Source organism: Rahnella inusitata (assembly GCF_018288855.1).
GTDB classification, from domain to species: Bacteria; Pseudomonadota; Gammaproteobacteria; order Enterobacterales; family Enterobacteriaceae; genus Rahnella; species Rahnella inusitata.
The window spans coordinates 28,281-47,781 of sequence record NZ_CP065026.1; the positions used below are offsets into that span (position 1 = coordinate 28,281).

A 19,501-nucleotide genomic window follows, 5' to 3' on the forward strand; every position below is an offset into this window, starting at 1 on the left:
AAAAGAAGCGGGGAATGAAATTGGGCTAAAAAGTTGTAAAGGACTTAATGAAACGACGACGGATTGTGATGGCTGAACTGCGCCTGGATCAGTGCACCGGCCGTTCTGAACAGGAAAGCCACCGCGTTTATCATGGCAACCGTGACAGACGACAAAAATGCACCCACCGACAACACCAACATTATCAGCAGTACGACCGGCAAAGCATCAGGCAGCATATCGCTGCGGGTCTGGCGTAAGGCCAGCGAGAAGGCGTACAAATTACTGTCGTGCATGATGAACTGCAGCAGGGCGACGCCGTGATACCAGAGAACAAACGCGCTCCAGATGAAAAACAGGGTAAACCAGGCCATCAGGCCACGGGCACTTTTGTATAGCATGAGCAATTCCTTCAGTTGGGCGTTTAACGGCAACGCTCGCCACAGTCCGGACGCAGGGATTTGCGTCTGGACGAGGAAGCGGAATATCACAGGTGGATAAGCAGGCACGGTCACTGGGGAGTTAACAGGCAGAGCGCTGAATTATGACGTCATGCGAGTGGGTGAACATGGCACACGGGCGTGTGCCATCAGGACAATAAACAACAAAGATAAAACGTTCAGGTCAGTTCATGATCCCGGCGACGGATTTCGCCAGCTGGGCTTCCAGAACCGGTTTTGCCTCTTCGAACTTGAGGTTCACCTTGTTGGCGTTAGAGACAACGCGCGTCTGGTATTTCATGCGGTTGCCTTCTTCACTGCTGGTCTGCACCTTCACACCCGAGTTACCCTGGCGTAATGCGGCGATGTTATCTGTTGTCACGGTCGCTTTGCTGCGTTCGGAGATCTGCAGATCGGTCACCATTGTGTAGTTGGTGTCTTCCACCATCGCGTCTGCCGCCATACCGGCAAGGCCTGCGGCCAATCCTACCCCCAGAATTGCCCCACCGGATGTGCTGTTATATGCGGTGATCCCAGCGCCCAGTGCGGCACCTGCGGCAGCACCTTCATACCCCGTGGAAAGCAGACCCTGCGCCTGACGCAGGTCCATTTTCTCGGCTTTCAGGACGTTGGCCTGGATCCAGTAATAGGCAGAGTCCGGTGACGACGTGACGTTATAGCCTTTAGCACGCAAATCCTGTGCTAATAGCGTTTGCAGGTCGCTCATGTCTTTGTCAGAGGTGTTTCGGATCTGGATATAGACCGTTTTTTCGCTGGATGGCTCCAGCCACACGGTCTGACTCATCTGTGTTTTTACATCGAGGTTACGTTTTTTGATGGCGGTGCCCATCGCGCTACAACCGGAAAGTACCAGACATGAGACGACCACAGCCGCCACAAGAGAATTGCGGTTTTTCATTTACTGTTTCCTTGTCAAAAAAGCGGGGCAGGCACGCCCCGAAACATTGGCTATTTGGATATAAATCTGGAGGGTAAAACCCTTCCGTTAGAATTACAGAAGGGTTATCGGCATTAGGGGATGTAACTTAAATCTTTTTGATCAGCTTACTAATTTTATCGAGGGCCAGGCCGGCACCCAAGCGGTTAATTTCAAATGACACCAATATGCTAGACACAAAAAAAAGTGATAACAACAGCACAGGTACAGCTATGGCAAACCAAGCAGATAAGCCAGAAAGCAAACAACTTATAATCATCAAAGTGCAAAATGTGATGATCGATTTGCGAACAATTCTTGCAAGATGGCTTACGAGCAGCGAATTGCTTCTAACTTCTAGGGGCAAAGACATATATGTAAGTTGGTTATTATACGTCATTAAAAAAACCAACAGACCTACTGCTGCAGTTATTGCCAGTAAGTACCAGCCTTCTGATATAAGAAAAGTTACGAATCCATTAATTGAAGCGTCATCTTTATCAAAAGACGCATAGAAAATTACAGTGCTCAATATACTCAATAAAACAGAAAAAAAAGGAATCGCAGCACTCCTTTTCATCAATTCCATTGCTGATGGAATTTGTCGACGCCCAGCATCTAAGCCGTTTATTAGAAAGTTAACATCTGCTTCTATTTGTGCTGCAGTTAGGTTTCCCATCTCTGTTCTTCCTTAAATATATCACGAGGCTTTTCTCTGCTGTTCCCTAAGCTCTTTGAGCTTCTGCTCAAAATTCTTAGTTTCAGCATGATCAAAACCTGGTTTAGTCTGCCTAATGTCTTCTTCAGTGCGTCCAATCTGTTGGCCTTTCACTGCACCTTGATGCTCATTTCTGAGTATATCACTGGATGCCTGAACAGGGGTTTTGTTTTGCTCGACTTTCCCGCTATTTTCTCTGATGGTTTCTGAATTCGCAGATCTTTGTGCTGCAACCTGCCCCGCCACGTTATTAGGGATACCTGCACCCTCCGCGTGCGTCCTCACTTTCTCCGCAGCCGAGTTATAATTTTCAGTCATTGACGCTGACGGCAGACCACCTTGCACGTTAAGATCCCTCTCCCGATTAGGCAGGTTTACATCTTCCGCCTGAATAGGTTTGGCCCCCGTAATCCGGTTGTGTTGTCCGTGGTGCATTTCATCCTGTGTTGATTGGTGTTTATCGGCCACCGAGGCTGGCTGTTGGCCACTTTGAGTGTTGCCCTCCCGATTATGAGAATTGACTTCATCAGAACGCTCAGAAGCAGCTCCTGTAACCGGTCCCTGAGAAGCGCTGTGGACATCCTGCGCACTCACAAACGGAGCCGTCCGTTGTGGGGCCGTTTCAAAGACGCCTGATGGTGTCGTTCCATTGACGTTTTCCGGGCTGCCGGCTACCCCACTCGCTCCATAAGGCGCAGGGATTGAGTCACCTCCTGCGGTATGTTGCGCAGTAACCGCGCCGTATTCTAACGAGTTTGATGGTGTCAGAGGTTGTGTGTTTGTCTGTTCCGTCCGTGCACCGTAGTTTTGCATGATTTCCGGCTCCAGACGCTCTTTCATAAACTCCGTGGCCGCTTCACGCGCGGAATTAACGTTGGTCAGAACACTCTGTGCATTATTGCCAAACTTGGCCGTCGTCCAGTCCACAAATTCCTGATTGTAGTTAGCATCCAGGCTGGCACTTTCGTTCTGGGCCAATGTGGCCATCCGGCTGAATTCCTGACTTTTAGTGCTGCTGTCAGTGTACTGATGATACTGACTTTTGGCATCATTCAGCGTCGCAGCATACTGCTCAACCTGAGAGTTGGATTGGTTATCCGTCTGGTTGCCAGACTCGCTTACGCGGGCTGACGTCACCATATCCATACCCTGACGGAAATCTTTTACCGTCTGGCTGTTTTCGTCATGGCGGAAATCTTTCCCTTCCGAGTTGGTATCCTGCGTACCGTGTGCACTGCCAGAGGTATGTCTCCAGTCAGTATTGATATGCGCCTCACCGCCAACACTTACACCCGAGGCCCATTTGCCCAATTTCCCGACGAGCTGATCGCCAGAATCCACCTTAACATTCGCCGACATACCTGCCCCCCCTGAACCCTGATTGGTGATGTCCATCAGCTGGTTGTAGGCCTCCTGGGTAGAGATGTTATGCGCTTTACCATAGCTTTCAGCGGCCGACATCATCTTACTTGCCCCCACTGTCGCATTGGTCGCCTGGGTGTTTTCACTGCCCTGCGTCATCGAGGCGCTGTTACCGCTTTGGCTGGTCAGCTGGTTCAGTTGCTGGAAGCCGCTGGTGACACTGTGGTTATACCCATCGAGCGCCGTTTGTGCCTCCTGCTGCGCCTGCCGCGACTGCTCCTGGAAACCGCTGCTCGCCAGTGAACTGAGTCGCATGTTAACCGGCAGGTTAGAGATGGCCTGAGACGTGTCATAGACGTTATGACCGTCAGCCGTCAGGGTGCGCATCCCGCCATTTTCCATCTGGTGGCTTTGCTGACCCATACGTTGCGACAGGTTGGTGTCAAATTTGTTGGCGTTAACGTTATCCATCGACATGTTGTTAAACGACCAGTTGCCGTCAGCGGTCGTGGATGCCTGACCGCCCGCCGAGAACGCCGCTGAACTCATCACGCCGCCCACCACCTGCGACGCCACCGAAGCTGCGCCTTTCGTCAGGAAAAAGGACAGTACCGGTATCGACATACTGAGATAGCCTGCGATATTGGCCACGTCAGAATGTTGCAGGGCAATGCGATCCTGATTCGCCAGCACCAACGCCGTTGAACCGGTTTTTGACTGGAGGTAAAAGTTGGCCAGGGAATTCAAAATCGCAAACATCACCGGCCACATCTGGAAATACAAGAACCCGCCGGCGTACAGCTTGAGGGTATTCAGCCCGAAGATGGTGTGGTTGACCAGGGCCAGCGCAATCACCAGCGGGAAAAGGCCAATCAGAATCAGCATCATCAGGGACTGGAACATCGGTAACGTTTGTGAGGCAATTGCCCCGCCCGCCGCCCAGCTCAGACGCTGTTTGGTCAGGGTCGATTCGGTGGCCAGATTCACCAGGTTTGCCGTATCTGAGGAACGGGCCGCAAACCCTTTCCAGCCGTCGCGGATGGCGGCATTGGTCACGTTGTTACGCATAATCTGTGAGGCACTCAGTCCGCCTGCATAGAAAAATCCGTAGCTGTCGTTCATGGCATTGCTCAGCAACGCATCCGCATTCACTTTACTGCCAAACACGCGGGTCGCCATATCGTGCCAGCTGACGCCGCCCACCGAAATATCACTCCCCATCAGCGTTCTGATGGTTCCGGCGGCCTGCTGGCAGGTCACAAACTGCTTTACCCCGCTCACCGTCTGATAGATCCCCCGTAAAGGACTCGGGTTATTGGTGATCAGCGTCAGCGGGTCGGTGCTGTTGAGCAGCTGGTTGATGGTGTATTTGTTGTTAAGCAAAATGTCACCAATCACGCAGTTTTCGACATAGTCCGTCAGCATCTGTGCCAGCTGCGGGTTTTGCGTCCGAAAATTGGAGGTTTGCGCCACGATTTGAGACCCAAACAGCATCCCGCTCTTGGTATAGGTCAGCGAGTCCGGGCGCGATAAGGTGTAATCGTACAACTGCGCCACCCCAAATCCCGCACCGGTGGTCAGCCCCGCAATCATGGCCAGTCCCAGCGGCACATTGTCCACCTCATACACAGCTGCCGGGTCGGTGATATCGAGGATTTGTACCGACCGTTTTGGCACCAGTAACACGGACGTAATAAACATGAACACGGCCAGCCAGTGCATAAATACGCGCGGATCACGGGTTTTGATAAAGGACACCATCACCCCCAGCACGCCAAATGTGCTGACAATGCGAAGTAAGGTATCAAACGTATCGGCGCCCAGAATGGTGACGACGCCGTTTAACACCTGCCGCCACATGTCCCCGCCGTATATCGTATACATTTCAGTCATTGCTGGTCCCCCAACGGTAGTTACCCTGATATGACGTTGAAATAATGGTCGAGACCTGCTGCTGGAGGTACTGCATGTTGCGGTCAATACCGTCCAGCGCGTTCTGATCGGCCGCCGACTGCAGCTTCATGTTGGCCAGCAGCTGCTGTGCCTGAGCCACGTTCTGCCGCAACTCTCCCGCCGCCTGTTCCGGGAAGTTTTTCCCGGCCAGCGACTGACTGGCCTGCTTCACCAGCTCCTGCAGGTACTGGATCATTAAATCCTGCGCGATGTAATCCGCCACCTGGATGAGGTAGGTTGGGCTTTGCCCCATACTCTGCGAGTTGGTCAGGTATTTCAGGACGGGGACAGAGGTGGTGTTGAGAAACCCCTTTTCCTGGTCGGATAGGCCGGTGTCATCCGTCAGCTTCTGGTTCATGGACAACATGATGTTTTGGACCAGCGTGACCAGCGCGTTATTGCTGCTGATGGTCACGCTGGCCACCGTCGGCCCGAGGCAAAGGTCGGGTTCATCACAGCCGTAAATCTTGGCCGTCCCGCCACGCATCAGTACGGTGATCACGTCCCGGTTATCCACCATCGGCGTCAGGATAGTTACCTGCCCGGCGCTGTTGAAAATGATGGATCCGACGATACTCATCACCAGCTCTTTCAGCTGGCGATTCCCGTCGAAAAGGTGGTTGCGCCCGAGCGCATCCCAGATGAGATTTTTGTTTTTCAGCACCTGGTCTTTTTCATTGGCGTTGGCACGGCCCGTGACGCTGTCACCCTGCCCCCCGACCGTGCACCCCTGTCGCGAGGCGGCCCAGTCAGAAAAAATATTGTCGTCACCGGCAATGTCCTGGCAGATTTTCTGGTTGGAAAGTTGAGAAACGGGCCAGAGGCCCCCGATGATCCCCTGCGCCGCCTGGCATGAACTCATGTTGGCGGAGTTCACGTCGGAGGCGATTTTTTGCAGAAAGTCTTTGGCCTGTTTCAGTTCAGGCACCATCGTCTGCAACGCCAGGTCGAAGGCGTAGCCCGCCGCATTACTCATGATTTGCTTGGCAAAGCGCTGAATTTCCTCACCACTGATAAACGAGAAGGCGCCCAGATAGGCATCAATGCCCCCGCAGCCGGAATTCAGGGAAGGCACCTGCATCGAGATAAGTTGTACCTGTTTTACCGGATTTCGCAGATACACCGAACCGCCGGTGATGTAGCCTGCGGCCTGCCCCTGCCATGCCTGCGCTTTGGAGACGTTGCCGTCATAGCCCAGACTGCCGAAAAAACCGTTCAGGTCGCCCTGTACGTCGGCCAGCGCCGGTGTGCTGATACACATTGCGGTCAGTAATGTCAGCATGACCTTTTTGAGCTTCATGGGTGATGCTCCCTCTTTGCTGTGTTTTGTGCCCTTCCCCCCCGTTCTTCAACGGACTGAACCCGGAATAGCGGGCTAACCCGGACTTCAGCCCATCTCATAAACGCCTCCAGTAACGCCATCGCAACAGCGGCCAGCGAGGCGAATATGGCACCGCCTCCCAGCGCCCCGCATATCCAGACAGGCAGATGTAGAACTAACGAGAAGGCCAGAGCGTATTGATGCATAACAGGGTTTTGCATTTGTGCATCAAACCAGCGACCGGCAAAACAGGCCCACAGGCCCGCTGCCGCGAACAATGCGATACCCACTATTAAGGAAACGAAACCCACCTTTTCCATAAACGCGCGTTTTTTCGCGCTTAAGTGTTCTTTTGTGTTCAAAATCATGTCTCCGCAGGCGCAGGAACCCTGCGCGGTATAAAGGCTCAGAAGAATGTCGTGCAGAAGAAAACGGGAAAAGCGGTGGTATTTACTGCGCAGTAACGGCCTGACTGGAAGGCACCGGCCCCAGCGTATTGGAGGGAAGATTGTCGATATCCGCCTCAATCATCAGCGCGACGCGCTGGCTCAGGGTGCCCATGTCGGTATCCCCCTGATAAAGCGGAAAGGCCGCAATGGTATTGTCCGGACGCGGGGTGGCGACGTTAACCAGAAACGTGGTGGGCGTGGCGATGGGCAGACCGTTGCCAAAAAACGTCATAATTTCCCCCGCCAGCGGCTCATTTGCGCCACGTTTACGGGGAATAAGTGCCACCGGAAAGGACGTATCGCCATAGCCGTCAAGCGTATAGGGATAAACCTTGATGCCGACCTCATCTGACCACTGCTTTAACTTCGGGTCGAATTTCGCGCTGTACTGACACCCCCGTTGCATAAATACCACGATGGCGTAGTTGTTCAGGTTCACCTCACGCCCGTCGGTGAGCGTCATTATGTGCGGCGCACGGTCTGAAGGAGTACGCGCCTGCGGTAATCCCAGGTCAGGCATCGCCGGTGACCAGTTGGTTTGTGTTTTGGACCTTTCCAGTGCCGCTATCTGGTCGGCCACGGTCGCCTGCGTAGTCAGCGGAACCATCAGGCAAAAGAAAGGCAACAGAAGGGTGAGTTTCACGATTTTGCCTCCCGGTTCTTCTTGCGCGCTTTACGGTGTGCGAGGACTTCAGACGCGATGAGCACAATCAGCGACAGGATAAGGCAGGTGAAGGTTGAAAAAATCAACACCTGTTGCGTCAGCTTAGCCGAGTAGGCCAGCAACTCACTCAGGCAGTTAGCAACAATTCCCAGTAGAAAAAGAGTGGCCACGACTGGAAGTTTATTCACGATTTTTCTCCTGAGTTGTCGATGGTTTCTTAATCCGCCACATATATAAACCTGCAATAAAGCTGATGAGCATACTTAAAATGTAAAGTTCATTCAGAGTGGCATTGGCTTCGTTTATCCAGGCTTCACGGCTTTCAGGTTGTTTTGCGCAGAGCAAAGGAATGGGGGTGGGAGATGGTTGATCTGTCACGTGACGAGCGGTTGGTTTACACCCCCAGACCTGGTCTGGAGGAGCACCCCTTAACATATGTTCTGCCTGAACTAAGATTGAAGCGCCTATGTTTGGACGGCTCCCGATAATAAATAACAAAAAGAAAATGAGTGCAGGGCCGGTGACAAAGGTCCATGCGATCATTTTCATAAGCCAGCGACTGACGCGCAGAAAATCCGCCAGACGGTTCCGGTGCATTTCAGTTAAGGAAATCATGTATTGCCCTTAGAAGTTAGGTTTAAACCCTGTGGCTACATTCAGAAAACGCCTGGCCAGGTCATCCTGTGTCATAAAGCCATAGGCCAGCGGACGAAAGTCGCGGGAGGCCGGGTTAACCAGGAATAAGGCGGGGAAATGACTGATGCCCATCCGGGCACTTTGCCCTTCGTCCTGGCGGCTGTCCGGCACCTGCGGGGAGATTTGGCCGTCCACGCTCACCGGAATTAACGAGATATGCCGCGTGCGGGCAAAGTCAGCCACCACCCCGGCCATCTGCGCATCAATCGGGTCACTGCCGCGATAGAAGTAAAACATCCCGTACTGGGCAGACAGTTCGCTAATGGCCTGTGCCTGTTTGGCCTGGTCGCTGGCTTGCTGCAGTGGTGCCGTACTGTTGTAGTGCGGGTGTTCGAGGTTGTAATCCAGATCGGGATGATCCAGCTGAGCCACCGCAAACGACTGGCTGAACATCGATGCCCTGTCCGTCCAGAACTTCTGCCAGCGCAGGAAGGTGGCGGTATTTTCGCTCGACGGGTTAAGAATGGCCCGGTCCAGCGCTTCCTTCGTGTAACGCTTGAGCACTGCCGCCTGCTCTGACGGTGACAGCTTGCTAAAATCAGGCACTTGCGGGGACGGGGCCGGTTTGGCTGCCGGCGTGTCCGCCGGCTTCTTCGGTTCATTGTACCAGTGCCAGCCGGTGAACGGATCCGCCGGTGTCACCACCGCATCGGCCGGTGTATCTGTACCGTCCGCCCACGCAGGGAGCGCGAGACTGAGCAGGCAGGCAAACCACAGTGTTTTCATCATTTCCCTCCGCCCTGCGCGTTAACCTGCGCCGCAATCCGGTCTTTCACCTGCTGAACCATCACCGACGAGTTCGGGATTTTCTGGTTGGTCATCAGGTCGCTGTAGAAATCGGCAAAGTTAATCAGGTCAAAGTTGATGGCCTGCAGCTCAGGCACGGTGATCCCCCGGCAGTTCGGTGAATCACCGCTGCCAAAACTCACACCCAGCTGATCGCGCCGCCCCTGCTCCTGAATAATGCGGGCCAGCTTGCCCCCGAACACGCAATACACCTGTTTTTTCTGAATACAGACGCCCAGCACGGCGCGGTTGCACGCCTCACCGACGCTGACCACCACCTTTTTCGCCTTGGCCTTGCCGATGGCCATTTCATCACTGTTGCAGTTCGCCAGCCCGGCGTTGTTCCCCCAGCCGGAATCCACGCAGCAGTTGGAGAAACCGGCCATTGCCTTGCGACAGGACATCGCCTGACCGGTAAAGGCTTTGATGTTGATCTGGTCGTTGACCACGTCGTCACCGGCTGAAGCCAGTCCCGCGAGTTTGGCCACCGCCGTGTCAAAACCGCTGTCTCCGGCGCCGTTGGTATCGTCACAGTCCCCAGACATGCACAGATAATTGCCGCCGCAGAGTTTGCCGGTAGAGGTGTAGGTCTTCTGGCACTGATACGTGACCTGTTGGTGCGAGCATTGCCCTGCCGTTTGTTCAGTACAGTGACTTCCGACGACGGTACAGCTGGCATCAGACATTAAAGCGGCACAGTTACCGTTACTGGCCGGCGTCGTCAGATAGGTATCGGTGTACTGCCAGCAGTCGCTGTGAACGGTGTAGGTCTGTCCGTTCACGGTGGTTGTCCTGTCGCCGCCGCCCACCGTGCATTGCGTGCTGATTAACTGGCCGCCCACGCTCTGGTCATCACACGCCTGCTGAACGTTGGTCTGGGGTTGATACGTTTGTACGGTAGTGACAGCCGTCATGCTGAGCGTCAGGGACGCAGATCCGTTACCAAAACCACTAATGATGCCGTCAAGGAAAGTCGTCTGGTGATTCACTGAACCAATCGTTAAAGAAAGCGTGACCGTCTCTCCCTGATTCATGTGATAGCCCGAAACAGACAGATTCTTTTGCGTGGTTCCCGAAATCCTGTCCGGTACGACCATAGCGTCCCCTAACACGCTCCAGGTGACTGTCCGGGCCAGATACCCCGACATGTTGAAGTTCGCCAGCTGAAGGTCGCCGGTAAAAGGCGCGACAAAGGTGGCATAAACCGTCAGGTTGTTGCGGTAGTAGGTGAAGTCCCCGGTATTGATTACCGCTGTCTGATTGGTTTGCGTCGTCACATACGTCCCGCCTATCGTGACGGCACGGTTACAGCTTTGGGTCACGGCCACGTCTTTGTCACAGGTGTAATTCTGGAAGGTGCTTTTACTGACGACTTTGTCCGTACACTGATCGTAGGTGCCGTTGACGACCGTGCCGGCAGTGCTCTCAGCATCCTTGCCGTTGGTAATGAACGGTGCCTTGGGGTCAATAGTCACCGCCGGATTGGTCGTGCCGGCGCTGATAACCGCCTGCCCGGCGTTGTTCTGACCGAGTTCAGTCTGTCCTTTGTCACTGATACCACCGTCCCCACCCTGCACGCCCCCGTAATACCCGCTCTGTGACGGACTGGCGGTGTACCCTGGAATAACGGTCGAGGGTGAGGTGTTTTTCATCCCCGAGGTGCCCTGACTGCTGTTAGATTTTCCGTAGCTGGAACCGGCGTTGTAGGCATCGCTGACGGCATCGGCCTGTGCCCCCTGGGCACACAGCAGCAACAGTGACAAAAGAAATCGCTTCATTATTTTCCCTCCGCCGTTTTCAGCAGCTGTGTCGCCGTGGTTGCACAATCTCCCCGGCGCACGACTTCTTCGAGTGCCTGCTTAACCGGCAGGCTGCCGTAAAGCACGTCATAGTTGCCCTGACAGGTGACCACCAGTGCGGGCACAGCTTTGATGCCGTATTGCTGATACAGCGTCGGGTCAATCTGCACCCCCGCCTCTTTATCTTTCTTGGACAGCTCAAACATCACCGAGGCCGTTTTGCGAAAATCGTTATCCAGCAGGCCGCGCAGCGTCGCCGGTATACCAAAGCGGCGGGCATCGGCGAGCATGGGCAGTAACCCTTCTTCCGGAATGCGCAGACTCACAAAATAGAGCGCCTGCGGCGTGGGCCGGTCGGCGCTGTTCTGGTCAGCCTGGGACGCGGCGATTTCGTTTTGCAGCTGAGACACCTTATTTTGCTGTGCCGGTGGCAGGGTAATGTTCATGCCCTTCAGCTGCGCCTGGAACTGCTCAAGCTCGGTTTGCTTTTGTTTCATGTACGCCATATCACCGGCGGACACGGTGGGCTGCTCGGCTGCCTGCACGGATTGCGCGCAGAGCAGCGCGGCGCTGAGCGTCAGCGCCGTCATCAGGGGTCTGTTCATGGAAGGTCCTTACAGATAAGCGCAGTTACGCTTTCGCCACAGGAGGTAGCCGAAGTTCTTTTTGGATGTTGGGGCGTTATGTACCGAGCCCCACAGCTGCGTGGTCGTGCCAAAGGGGTGGCAGTCGCTGGCTTCGGGGTACATGTTGACCATCTGATATCGCCAGCGGGATTTCGGGATAATCGGGGACGGATACTCGTAGCACACCGCCACGTCCGCCCCGACCGTCTCCATCACGAGTCCCTCCCGGTGCAGTTTGAACGCCATCCGTTCACTGACCAGCACCGACGCCTCAAGCGGCGAAAACTCGTTGCTGGTGTAGCCCGTGAAGGGGTACATCGACCCCTGCGCTCCGGCACACCAGAACAGCGGATCCAGCGGCACTCCGGCCGTGGAGGCAATCGAGTCGGCGGCGCAGGCCCCCTGTGCCAGCAGGTTAGAGAACAGGCTCACTTCCGGGTTGATGATCATCGACAGCGTGCTGTCATTCCACAGCGGGTCAACCTCGGAAAGGTAAGCAATATCCATGTCGCCGGTCTGCATGCAGCCGGTGCTGGTGATGATATTCAGCCAGTAAATCAGCGGATATTTATACCAGTGCACATGGTAGAACGCGCCGGGTGAAGGCTTGTCACTCTGCCCGCCGGTGCCGGTACCTGTCCGCCCCAGGTCAATTTTAAACCCGCCCATATTGACCATCACGCCCGGTTCGCGCGTCACGTCCGTAAGGGCAACGGGTTCCCAAAAGCCGATGGCCAGCCCCAGGCGGTAAAAAATGCCGTAAGGGCACAGCTGGATAGGCGATGCCGGATTGGGGGTGTCCGGGTGTGAACCGGAAGCCAGCTGAATGCTGCCGAGCGTCATGGGAAACAGGCATTTCCAGCAGACATCACTGATAGGGTTCACCCAGCGGCCGTCTCCGGCGTTCGTACTGGCTGCCTGGGCAGGCATGCACAGAAAGGCCATCCAGATTAAGGTAAGGCAGAGAATGAGCTTGCGCATTCGTCCTCCGGTTCCCTGACAACCGGCATAACCTTCCAGCCCAGCCGTTCACAGCTGTCGATAAGCTGGATAAGAAACTTCGGTGCCCGCCCGGACTGCATCTGATAGTCGATATCGTCTTCAATGTCCGAACCCAGCACGGTCAGAAATTCCTGACGGGCTCTTTCGACTTCACGGGCCATTGCATCAATGGTACTGCCTGACAACAGCGGCGCTACACCCATTTCCCGGTCTGACAACGTGTAGCCCGCCCGCTGCAGACTGCGCAGAAAGGCAGAGAAAATGGCGTCAAAATAGGCTTCGTTCATCTGCGCATGTAAGGCTTTACCCGTAATGGCGGACGGATACCTGAACAGCTTCGATGTATTGCCTTCGGCACGGGGAGCATCGTCCTGACGGGGCATGGGTTTTCCAACAAAATCATTCTTCCCGACAGCTTTGTACCAAAAAAACAAATAAAGGCAGAGGAGTAATAACAGCAGCCACAATATTTCGTCGCGTGTGAGTGATTCAATAAATGCAAATAATCTCATCGTTATTCAACCTTCTGATAAGGTGCGAAAGAGGCCACGTATAATCCGCGCTGACGCAATCGCCTGAGCATCCGGTGCACCTTCTGTGCACTTTCACCGGCAGCAATCTCCATCCGGATTTGGGCAATTTTCTCTTCGGGTTGGATGTGGGCGGGCAGCGTGCCAATCCAGGTGTAAAGCAGCAGGTTAGCCAGCTGTGTGAGCACGATTTCGGGCACAGGGATTTCCAGCCGGGGATTAGTACTCAGAAAAAGCCCGTGGTCTTTAAGCAGGTGCTCCAAATCGAGAGCCGCCGCCAGGTAAAGCGCCTCTTCCTGCCCGCCGATATCCGCCCCGCCTTCATGCCGACCGATGACGCACGTCAGCAACGGCTTTAGCCATGATTTAATCGGGTTCACAGTGTTGGACTTTCCATTTACACACTCCTTTCTTTAGACAGCGGCCCGTGACGCTGAAGCACTGTGCGAATATCGTGCTCATTCAGTGACGCCAGGATGAGCGAGGTGCGAAGCTCGGCACTCAGAGCCAGCAGCGTCTGCAGAGCCGCGCGGATAACCACCGATTCGGTGTAAAGCGGGTGTTCTTCGGTCATGGCCCGCAGGCCGTTTTTATCGGTGTCGCCCAGCCGCACGGTGGTGGCAAAGCGTTTTATGTTATCCGCGTCGTGATTGTCTTTAACGCAGTGATTCATTTCAGTGCCACCTCCTCGACCTTGAGCGTCCTGTCGTCGCGGCTGATACGTACCGGCGTATGCTCAAAGCCAAATTTTGTTGTCAGGGTGCCGTACTGGTCGAAGTACACCGGTTCATCCAGCGCATTGCTGCTGTCCCGGATATTGCCGTTCACCAGAATGACTTTGAAATTAACCTGCCCGGCCAGCTGCTGTTTCACCCACTTCATCTGCGCGGGGTTGTCGCCGTCAATGAAGTACAGGGTTTCGCTAAACGGCACTTTATCCAGCGGATTGACCTGGTCACCGGCACGGGCGATCACGTTACCGCGCATATCGCGGATAGTTTCACGCACGGTAAACGTCGGGTCATAGTGCAGCGTTCGGTCAGCTTTCGCCGGGGTCAGGCCCGCCACCGGTTCGGGGCGAACGGCGTGGGCTTTCACCCTGGCTTCGGCTTCGCGCTGGATCCTGTCCATCTCACCGCTGTCTTTGATGCCCTGCAGGCGCTGACCGATAAAATCCAGCAAGTCAGGCTCGGCTATCGGAAACAAATGACCAATAGTGCCGAGATCCTTTGCCCCTGCTGACAGGCTGAATAAGCCTGCCAGCAGGCAGATAACCCACCGAGATGTCATGGTGCCTCCTGCATGCGGTGGGCAATGTCCGCCTGGATCTGAGGCGTGATGTCCAGTACGGGCATCACCACCGCCGGCGGCACCAGGATCAGGTCACCGTGCGCCTGCTGCCAGTCATTCAGGCTGGCTTTAAGCGCCTGATCAAACCGGGTGGTCAACACCCGTGCGCTGTTCTCATCCAGCTGCTTTTTAGCCGACTGCTGCATAAACAGATCGATAGTGCCCTTCATGTCAAAGACCACCGTCCGGCGCTGAAATTGTTGAGCGACCAGTGCACTGATACCTGCACACACAGTGACCAGCAGCAGTGTCAGCAACAGTGCCACCGCCCCAGCCCGCACGAATTTCTTGTTGAAAAAACCGGCCTTACTGGCCGGTGTGATGCTGATGCCCTGCCTGACGTTTTGCGCGTCGATATCGGTTTCATTCACGGTTGATTTCCTCGGTTTCTTTCACACTCAACCCTGCCCAAATTTCCAGCTCGCGGATCTCGTCCTGATACATGTCGGGTTCACAGGCCAGCAGGTAGGCCGCCTCTTCACTGGTGGCCCCCGCATCCTGCGCCTCGCTCATGTACTGGAAATCCTGCCCGCGCGTACTGAACATCGCCCGCGTGACCGGATCGACGAAAACGCGATGGAAGGAACTGTTTTCCCCGGTCGAAATCATCACCGAACTGAAGCCCGTTTCTTTCGCCGGCTGGAAGCCGCGAATGACCTGCGTTTCCAGCTCGGTAAATTGGTCAGGGTTGGCATTGAGGTAGGTTTTAAAGGCTTTGGCATCCTGCAACAGCGTCACCTTCGTCCCGCTACAATCCCAGGCTGCGGCCGCCGCCGGCGGTGCGGCCTGGTCTTTGGTACCGGTGAAGTCCTTAATCCCCTGCGTGATGGTGATGAAGGCCCCACGGTGGCGACGCACCGTCCGGTAGCCGGTTTCGATAAAGCGTGCGGCATGCGGGTTAGAGCCGCTGAACAGACGCCAGGCTTCGTCGATAATGGCCACTTTTTTCAGGTCACGCGGCGAGTGGTACATTTTTTCCTGTATGGCCAGAATGAGCGAATACAGGATGGCGGACAGCAGGTGTGGCTGATTTTCCAGGCTCAGCAGTTCCAGCACGGCAAAGCGTGTTTCGCCATCGAGCGTCGGATTGTCGGAGTTGAAGTATTCTCCGTTCGCCCCCCAGGTACACCAGCGGTCGAGCAGCAGAACCAGCTCGTTAATACGGTCACGGATGGTCGGCTGGGATTCGTAAGTGGTCGTGACTTCTTGCGAAATCATGTACGCCACCACGTCATCAATACGGGCTTTGTTGGCTTTCGCTTCCCAGGCCGCAACCACGCCTTTGAGCAGAATGGTTTCGCTGACCTTATCCAGCGGCTCGTTAGGGCTGGCCAGTACGGTCAGCAGGCCAGTGATGCCTTCTGCCGACTCTTTAATGTCCACCACGTTAGCAAAGGGATTAAAGCGCAGGGTGGCACCGTCCAGGTATTTCCCGCCGGCTTGTTTACAGAAGTTTTTGTAGCTCGCCCCCATGTCGATAACCCAGGCGAAGCCGTGGGAGTTCAGCACCTGTCGCAGGATTTCCTGAATAAAGAAGCTTTTGCCCGCGCCGGTGGTCCCCGTCACCGCAATGTTGTAGTTGGTGCTGCCACTGGTTTCGCTGAACATATCGAAAAATGCCAGCTGGTTGCGGTAGGTCGGCAACGGGCTGCCTATCGGTGACATTTGCCGCTCAGCCACCACCGGCATCAGGTTGACGGCGTTAAAGCTTTTACAGCGCAGCGTCGAACCCATCACCACCATGTCTTCCCACAGCCCCTCCTGCATCATGAAGGGGAAGGAGCTGATCCAGTTTCGCAACTGCTGAAAGCGCGGGGCGGAGATTTCCAGGTCATTTTTGCGAAAGACGTTGATGGCCGCCAGTTCACACGACTGTTGTTCGCTGGCATCATCCGGCGTGAACAGGGTCAGGTTCAGCGAGAAATTGCACATGGCAATTTCGTTACTGGCCAGCCCCTGCCGCAGGTCTCGCCATTCCTCATACGCCCGCTGGGTGCCGGGGAACAGTTTGGCGTAGGACGTGCCGGCTTTCTTACCCAGGTCCTGCTCTTTACGAAACGCGTCGTTCTGGCTTTTTACCTGATCTTCCACGGAGACCGTCCAGCTGAGGATGAACGGACAGGGAATACCCAGATCGGGAAAACGCATGTTCTGCAGATTGTCTGACGCCTGCCAGAGCGCAAACCTCGCCGGGGCTTTAGTCAGTTGCATATTCACAATACGGGTGCTGGCGACGGCGGTATCGCGGCTGTCTCCGAGGATTCGGTCCTCCGGCTGACGCGCGGTGGTAAGCCGCAGATAGCCCGGACGCACTTCCATTTCGGTACTGTGATCGACGCACTGGCGGTGCAGTTCCTGGTCGGTGTTCCAGTGATCGGGACTGCGGGTCACCTGTCCCGGCCGGTAGTTAAGCTGTTCCCGCATGATCGACAGAAATTCCGGGGCACCAACGCGGCGGGTTTCCATATGGGCCGCCATCAGTGAGACGCGCAGCGTCTCCCGCAGTTGCACAACGGCGTCCATCGCCCGGATACCGCCTCGCCCTGAGCGGGCATACACCAGAAACACGCGGTAGTTACGCAGATAAAGCGGGTATTCCCGGTCATTACTGAGTCCCTTCAGGGCCGCCCGCTCCCAGTAGGCTTTGGTGATGGCATTAAGCGGTTTCGCCATGCTGCCTTTCCACATGTCCTTGCTGAGACCATTGTCGAGCATCTCACCCACGCACTTACTGGCCACCATCAGCACGGTCACCGGCGTTTTGCGGGGCATTTTTTTGCGCAACAGGTCATCGAGCGCCTGCACAACCTGCTGATTGGCCCCGGCCAGCGGAGCCACTTCCATGATGAAGCCGATGGAGCGGCTGTTGATAAACAGTTCGGTTTTTTCATCATACATTCGGTAGGGCAACAGGCTGGTGATGGACGGATAGCTCAGGCTTTGCTGCAACATGTCGGCCGCCGTCTTTGCCCCGCCTTCATCTTTACTACCGGCAATAATGTTAGCCAGCTGGTCTAACCAGGAATCGCTCATGACGCCCCCATTTTTTCAATGCGTTCTGGATAACAAAGAGGATGCGGGGATGACGCAGGCACGGGCTGCGCGTCAATAAATTCGGGCATTAAGGTCCGCTTCATTGGCCTCATTCCCCTTCACTGATCACGCGAAAATCGGCATCCCAGCGGGATTTGTTCTTCACGAACTCGACCACGGCGGGCTGATGAAAGCTGTCTTGCTCATCCACCCAGGGGGCGATCCACAGACGCTGCGTGGCATCGGGAATACGACGGGCGTCCACCTGTCCCGGACCGGCATAGTCAGCCGGCGTGATGGGGCGGATTGCCGAGAGAGATCGGGTGTTACTGCCTGCGACCGGAATGGTTGATGCCCGCAGCATGGCGTCGTTATTGGATACTGGCGTGCCGGCTATCGGCCGGGGGGCCAGACCGGCGACGCTGATGGGACGGTCAGGCGACACGTTGGGTTTGATGTTTGTTGTGGAAGCCAGTGACTCAGCGGCAGGCTTTGGGACGGTTTGCGCCTCCGCCGTCAGGTCGTCCAGGCTTTTGCCTTTGGCGGCCAGGTGACTGGCGTCTGACATGGACAAGCATTGATCAGTGGCTGTCTTGTTACAGTCGAAATCGGAATTCATACCGGCGCAGCCGGTCAGCATGCCGCACAGCAGCACGGCAGGAAGGACTTTGAACATGGTGTTTACTCCGGATGCGGCGATGCCGCCTTTTGTGAAAGAAAAAATGAGTGAATGGTAGGCAGTGCAGTGGGGGGACTTTCTGTGTTCTGAATTACGGGTGCGCGATTCTTAGGTTAACGGGATAATACATATGCGGGATTTGCGGGCAGAGGGCCGAACATTTCTTCATATCGTTGCACCAGGCGGCGGAGCGTATATGCTTCTGTTTCCGTTTTCTTCAGGTTTTGACGCAAATGGTCACACTCGCTGGCTAGCCGCGACTTTTCCCTGACCGCTTTTCGGACGACCTTTTTAGCGCCTTCTGGATCAGCAAAATTCGCCAATGCATAAGCCAGCATATCCAGTTCAAAACGCAGGTCTGCCGGATGTTGCCAGAACGGCGACAACTGGTGACCCAGATACCCGCATGCGAGACAGCCACAAATATGACCGGCCTTCACCCTGACATGTCCGCGTGTGTTCACCCACAGCAGTCCCCAACGGTCGGGAAGATCATCAAGGCCGATTAAACCTTCCGGACAAATGTAATACCGGTAAGTGCCCATGCCCGTTATCTCGCCACTGCGGTGGGGTTTTGCCCGGTCAGCCAGAAAATCAGAGCGGCTGACCTTGGACTCCACCACCACCGAACCGCCGTCAAACCCCCACCGGTACGCAAAGACATCTGCGCGCTCGCCACCGTATAGCCCGCCCACCTCCGTTAATGCCACCTGACAGCCGGGGCCGTTACCGCTCGCAGGACGCTTACACCACTTCGCCGCAATCGCGTTCAATTCGTCATGGTTCATACGCCATAAACCTCGTATAACTTTGCCATCACTCCCCCCGTTAACACGCAGCAGGCTTCTATCAAAAAGAGTGCGTTGATATCGTCAGCGTTTAATACGGGGAGACGCCAGGCCACGATGATCCAAAAGGTAAAAACCAACAGGCCCAACACGAGGGGGAACCCGAGTGCAGTCAGAATGATTTTCCCGTTGAAAGATTTTCGTCTGGCGGCGAAGAAAACACTGACAAGATAAATACCCCCCAAAAGCAGCGTGCACCGCCATATGTTCCATTCTGCCCGTATATGCGCGAACTGATTGATAGCGGCCCAGCCGCCAAAATAGGCGATAAACGCCAGGGCAAGAATGGCAAAGGGCCACCGGTTGTGTTTACTCAGCATCATCATGTT

Annotated in this window: 22 protein-coding genes; all 22 read right to left on the reverse strand. The window is 55.2% G+C overall.

Annotated features, from left to right (window positions below):
* Positions 1-44 precede the first annotated feature (44 nt).
* On the reverse strand, positions 45-380 hold the full coding sequence (locus I2123_RS24690) for a hypothetical protein (protein WP_213053011.1): 336 nt from the start codon (positions 378-380) through the stop codon (positions 45-47).
* Positions 381-603: 223 nt separating this feature from the next.
* Positions 604-1,338 (reverse strand): complement resistance protein TraT, encoded by a 735-nt coding sequence (traT, locus tag I2123_RS24695; protein ID WP_014695898.1) that lies wholly within the window; start codon positions 1,336-1,338, stop codon positions 604-606.
* A 127-nt stretch (positions 1,339-1,465) separates the two neighbouring features.
* Positions 1,466-2,035, reverse strand: a complete 570-nt coding sequence (locus I2123_RS24700; protein WP_037035622.1) for a hypothetical protein — start codon at positions 2,033-2,035, stop codon at positions 1,466-1,468.
* A gap of 21 nt (positions 2,036-2,056) precedes the next feature.
* Positions 2,057-5,329, reverse strand: a complete 3,273-nt coding sequence (traG, locus tag I2123_RS24705; protein ID WP_213053012.1) for a conjugal transfer mating-pair stabilization protein TraG — start codon at positions 5,327-5,329, stop codon at positions 2,057-2,059.
* Positions 5,322-6,689, reverse strand: coding sequence for a conjugal transfer pilus assembly protein TraH (gene traH, locus I2123_RS24710; protein ID WP_213053013.1), 1,368 nt, complete (start codon positions 6,687-6,689; stop codon positions 5,322-5,324). The genes traG and traH overlap by 8 nt, the downstream gene beginning before the upstream one ends.
* Positions 6,686-7,078: a hypothetical protein gene (locus tag I2123_RS24715; protein WP_213053014.1), complete on the reverse strand. Its 393-nt coding sequence runs from the start codon at positions 7,076-7,078 to the stop codon at positions 6,686-6,688. The genes traH and I2123_RS24715 overlap by 4 nt, the downstream gene beginning before the upstream one ends.
* 82 nt (positions 7,079-7,160) lie before the next feature.
* On the reverse strand, positions 7,161-7,802 hold the full coding sequence (gene trbB / locus I2123_RS24720) for an F-type conjugal transfer protein TrbB (RefSeq protein ID WP_213053015.1): 642 nt from the start codon (positions 7,800-7,802) through the stop codon (positions 7,161-7,163).
* Positions 7,799-8,011 carry a hypothetical protein gene (locus I2123_RS24725; protein ID WP_213053016.1) on the reverse strand — a complete coding sequence of 71 codons (213 nt, stop codon included), beginning with the start codon at positions 8,009-8,011 and terminating at the stop codon, positions 7,799-7,801. Before I2123_RS24725 ends, trbB begins: the two co-directional genes overlap by 4 nt.
* Positions 8,004-8,438 carry a hypothetical protein gene (locus I2123_RS24730; RefSeq protein ID WP_213053017.1) on the reverse strand — a complete coding sequence of 145 codons (435 nt, stop codon included), beginning with the start codon at positions 8,436-8,438 and terminating at the stop codon, positions 8,004-8,006. Before I2123_RS24730 ends, I2123_RS24725 begins: the two co-directional genes overlap by 8 nt.
* A gap of 9 nt (positions 8,439-8,447) precedes the next feature.
* Positions 8,448-9,245 carry a type-F conjugative transfer system pilin assembly protein TraF gene (gene traF, locus I2123_RS24735; protein WP_213053051.1) on the reverse strand — a complete coding sequence of 266 codons (798 nt, stop codon included), beginning with the start codon at positions 9,243-9,245 and terminating at the stop codon, positions 8,448-8,450.
* Positions 9,245-11,083 carry a type-F conjugative transfer system mating-pair stabilization protein TraN gene (traN, locus tag I2123_RS24740; protein ID WP_213053018.1) on the reverse strand — a complete coding sequence of 613 codons (1,839 nt, stop codon included), beginning with the start codon at positions 11,081-11,083 and terminating at the stop codon, positions 9,245-9,247. Before traN ends, traF begins: the two co-directional genes overlap by 1 nt.
* Positions 11,083-11,709, reverse strand: a complete 627-nt coding sequence (trbC, locus tag I2123_RS24745; protein ID WP_213053019.1) for a type-F conjugative transfer system pilin assembly protein TrbC — start codon at positions 11,707-11,709, stop codon at positions 11,083-11,085. The genes traN and trbC overlap by 1 nt, the downstream gene beginning before the upstream one ends.
* Positions 11,710-11,718: 9 nt before the next feature.
* On the reverse strand, positions 11,719-12,711 hold the full coding sequence (gene traU / locus I2123_RS24750; RefSeq protein WP_213053020.1) for a conjugal transfer pilus assembly protein TraU: 993 nt from the start codon (positions 12,709-12,711) through the stop codon (positions 11,719-11,721).
* Positions 12,681-13,115, reverse strand: a complete 435-nt coding sequence (locus tag I2123_RS24755; protein WP_244879966.1) for a hypothetical protein — start codon at positions 13,113-13,115, stop codon at positions 12,681-12,683. The genes traU and I2123_RS24755 overlap by 31 nt, the downstream gene beginning before the upstream one ends.
* Before the next feature lie 131 nt (positions 13,116-13,246).
* Positions 13,247-13,642, reverse strand: coding sequence for a hypothetical protein (locus I2123_RS24760; RefSeq protein WP_213053022.1), 396 nt, complete (start codon positions 13,640-13,642; stop codon positions 13,247-13,249).
* Between the two features lie 17 nt (positions 13,643-13,659).
* Complete coding sequence (locus I2123_RS24765; RefSeq protein WP_014695883.1) at positions 13,660-13,935, reverse strand: hypothetical protein; 276 nt, start codon at positions 13,933-13,935, stop codon at positions 13,660-13,662.
* Complete coding sequence (traW, locus tag I2123_RS24770) at positions 13,932-14,552, reverse strand: type-F conjugative transfer system protein TraW (protein ID WP_213053023.1); 621 nt, start codon at positions 14,550-14,552, stop codon at positions 13,932-13,934. Before traW ends, I2123_RS24765 begins: the two co-directional genes overlap by 4 nt.
* Complete coding sequence (gene trbI / locus I2123_RS24775) at positions 14,549-14,983, reverse strand: type-F conjugative transfer system protein TrbI (protein WP_213053024.1); 435 nt, start codon at positions 14,981-14,983, stop codon at positions 14,549-14,551. The genes traW and trbI overlap by 4 nt, the downstream gene beginning before the upstream one ends.
* Positions 14,976-17,645 carry a type IV secretion system protein TraC gene (gene traC, locus I2123_RS24780; protein ID WP_213053025.1) on the reverse strand — a complete coding sequence of 890 codons (2,670 nt, stop codon included), beginning with the start codon at positions 17,643-17,645 and terminating at the stop codon, positions 14,976-14,978. Before traC ends, trbI begins: the two co-directional genes overlap by 8 nt.
* 109 nt (positions 17,646-17,754) lie before the next feature.
* Positions 17,755-18,321, reverse strand: coding sequence for a type IV conjugative transfer system lipoprotein TraV (traV, locus tag I2123_RS24785; protein WP_014695879.1), 567 nt, complete (start codon positions 18,319-18,321; stop codon positions 17,755-17,757).
* 116 nt (positions 18,322-18,437) lie between these two features.
* The gene (locus I2123_RS24790) at positions 18,438-19,112 is read right to left on the reverse strand and encodes an adenylosuccinate synthase (protein WP_213053026.1); all 675 of its coding nucleotides are present in this window, start codon (positions 19,110-19,112) and stop codon (positions 18,438-18,440) included.
* Entirely contained in the window at positions 19,109-19,498 is a 390-nt protein-coding gene (locus I2123_RS24795; RefSeq protein WP_213053027.1) for a hypothetical protein, read from the reverse strand. The genes I2123_RS24790 and I2123_RS24795 overlap by 4 nt, the downstream gene beginning before the upstream one ends.
* Positions 19,499-19,501: the final 3 nt, after the last annotated feature.

Excerpts from the sequence above, each read along its gene's own strand:
- I2123_RS24715 (WP_213053014.1), bottom strand. The coding sequence starts at position 7,078 with ATGATTTTGAACACAAAAGAACACTTAAGCGCGAAAAAACGCGCGTTT.
- traT (WP_014695898.1), bottom strand. The coding sequence starts at position 1,338 with ATGAAAAACCGCAATTCTCTTGTGGCGGCTGTGGTCGTCTCATGTCTG.
- traF (WP_213053051.1), bottom strand. The coding sequence starts at position 9,245 with ATGAAAACACTGTGGTTTGCCTGCCTGCTCAGTCTCGCGCTCCCTGCG.
- I2123_RS24730 (WP_213053017.1), bottom strand. The coding sequence starts at position 8,438 with ATGATTTCCTTAACTGAAATGCACCGGAACCGTCTGGCGGATTTTCTG.
- I2123_RS24755 (WP_244879966.1), bottom strand. The coding sequence starts at position 13,115 with ATGCCCCGTCAGGACGATGCTCCCCGTGCCGAAGGCAATACATCGAAG.
- traV (WP_014695879.1), bottom strand. The coding sequence starts at position 18,321 with ATGTTCAAAGTCCTTCCTGCCGTGCTGCTGTGCGGCATGCTGACCGGC.
- traW (WP_213053023.1), bottom strand. The coding sequence starts at position 14,552 with ATGACATCTCGGTGGGTTATCTGCCTGCTGGCAGGCTTATTCAGCCTG.
- I2123_RS24700 (WP_037035622.1), bottom strand. The coding sequence starts at position 2,035 with ATGGGAAACCTAACTGCAGCACAAATAGAAGCAGATGTTAACTTTCTA.
- I2123_RS24790 (WP_213053026.1), bottom strand. The coding sequence starts at position 19,112 with ATGAACCATGACGAATTGAACGCGATTGCGGCGAAGTGGTGTAAGCGT.
- traU (WP_213053020.1), bottom strand. The coding sequence starts at position 12,711 with ATGCGCAAGCTCATTCTCTGCCTTACCTTAATCTGGATGGCCTTTCTG.
- I2123_RS24795 (WP_213053027.1), bottom strand. The coding sequence starts at position 19,498 with ATGATGATGCTGAGTAAACACAACCGGTGGCCCTTTGCCATTCTTGCC.
- traH (WP_213053013.1), bottom strand. The coding sequence starts at position 6,689 with ATGAAGCTCAAAAAGGTCATGCTGACATTACTGACCGCAATGTGTATC.
- I2123_RS24765 (WP_014695883.1), bottom strand. The coding sequence starts at position 13,935 with ATGAATCACTGCGTTAAAGACAATCACGACGCGGATAACATAAAACGC.
- I2123_RS24690 (WP_213053011.1), bottom strand. The coding sequence starts at position 380 with ATGCTATACAAAAGTGCCCGTGGCCTGATGGCCTGGTTTACCCTGTTT.
- trbC (WP_213053019.1), bottom strand. The coding sequence starts at position 11,709 with ATGAACAGACCCCTGATGACGGCGCTGACGCTCAGCGCCGCGCTGCTC.
- traC (WP_213053025.1), bottom strand. The coding sequence starts at position 17,645 with ATGAGCGATTCCTGGTTAGACCAGCTGGCTAACATTATTGCCGGTAGT.
- traG (WP_213053012.1), bottom strand. The coding sequence starts at position 5,329 with ATGACTGAAATGTATACGATATACGGCGGGGACATGTGGCGGCAGGTG.
- traN (WP_213053018.1), bottom strand. The coding sequence starts at position 11,083 with ATGAAGCGATTTCTTTTGTCACTGTTGCTGCTGTGTGCCCAGGGGGCA.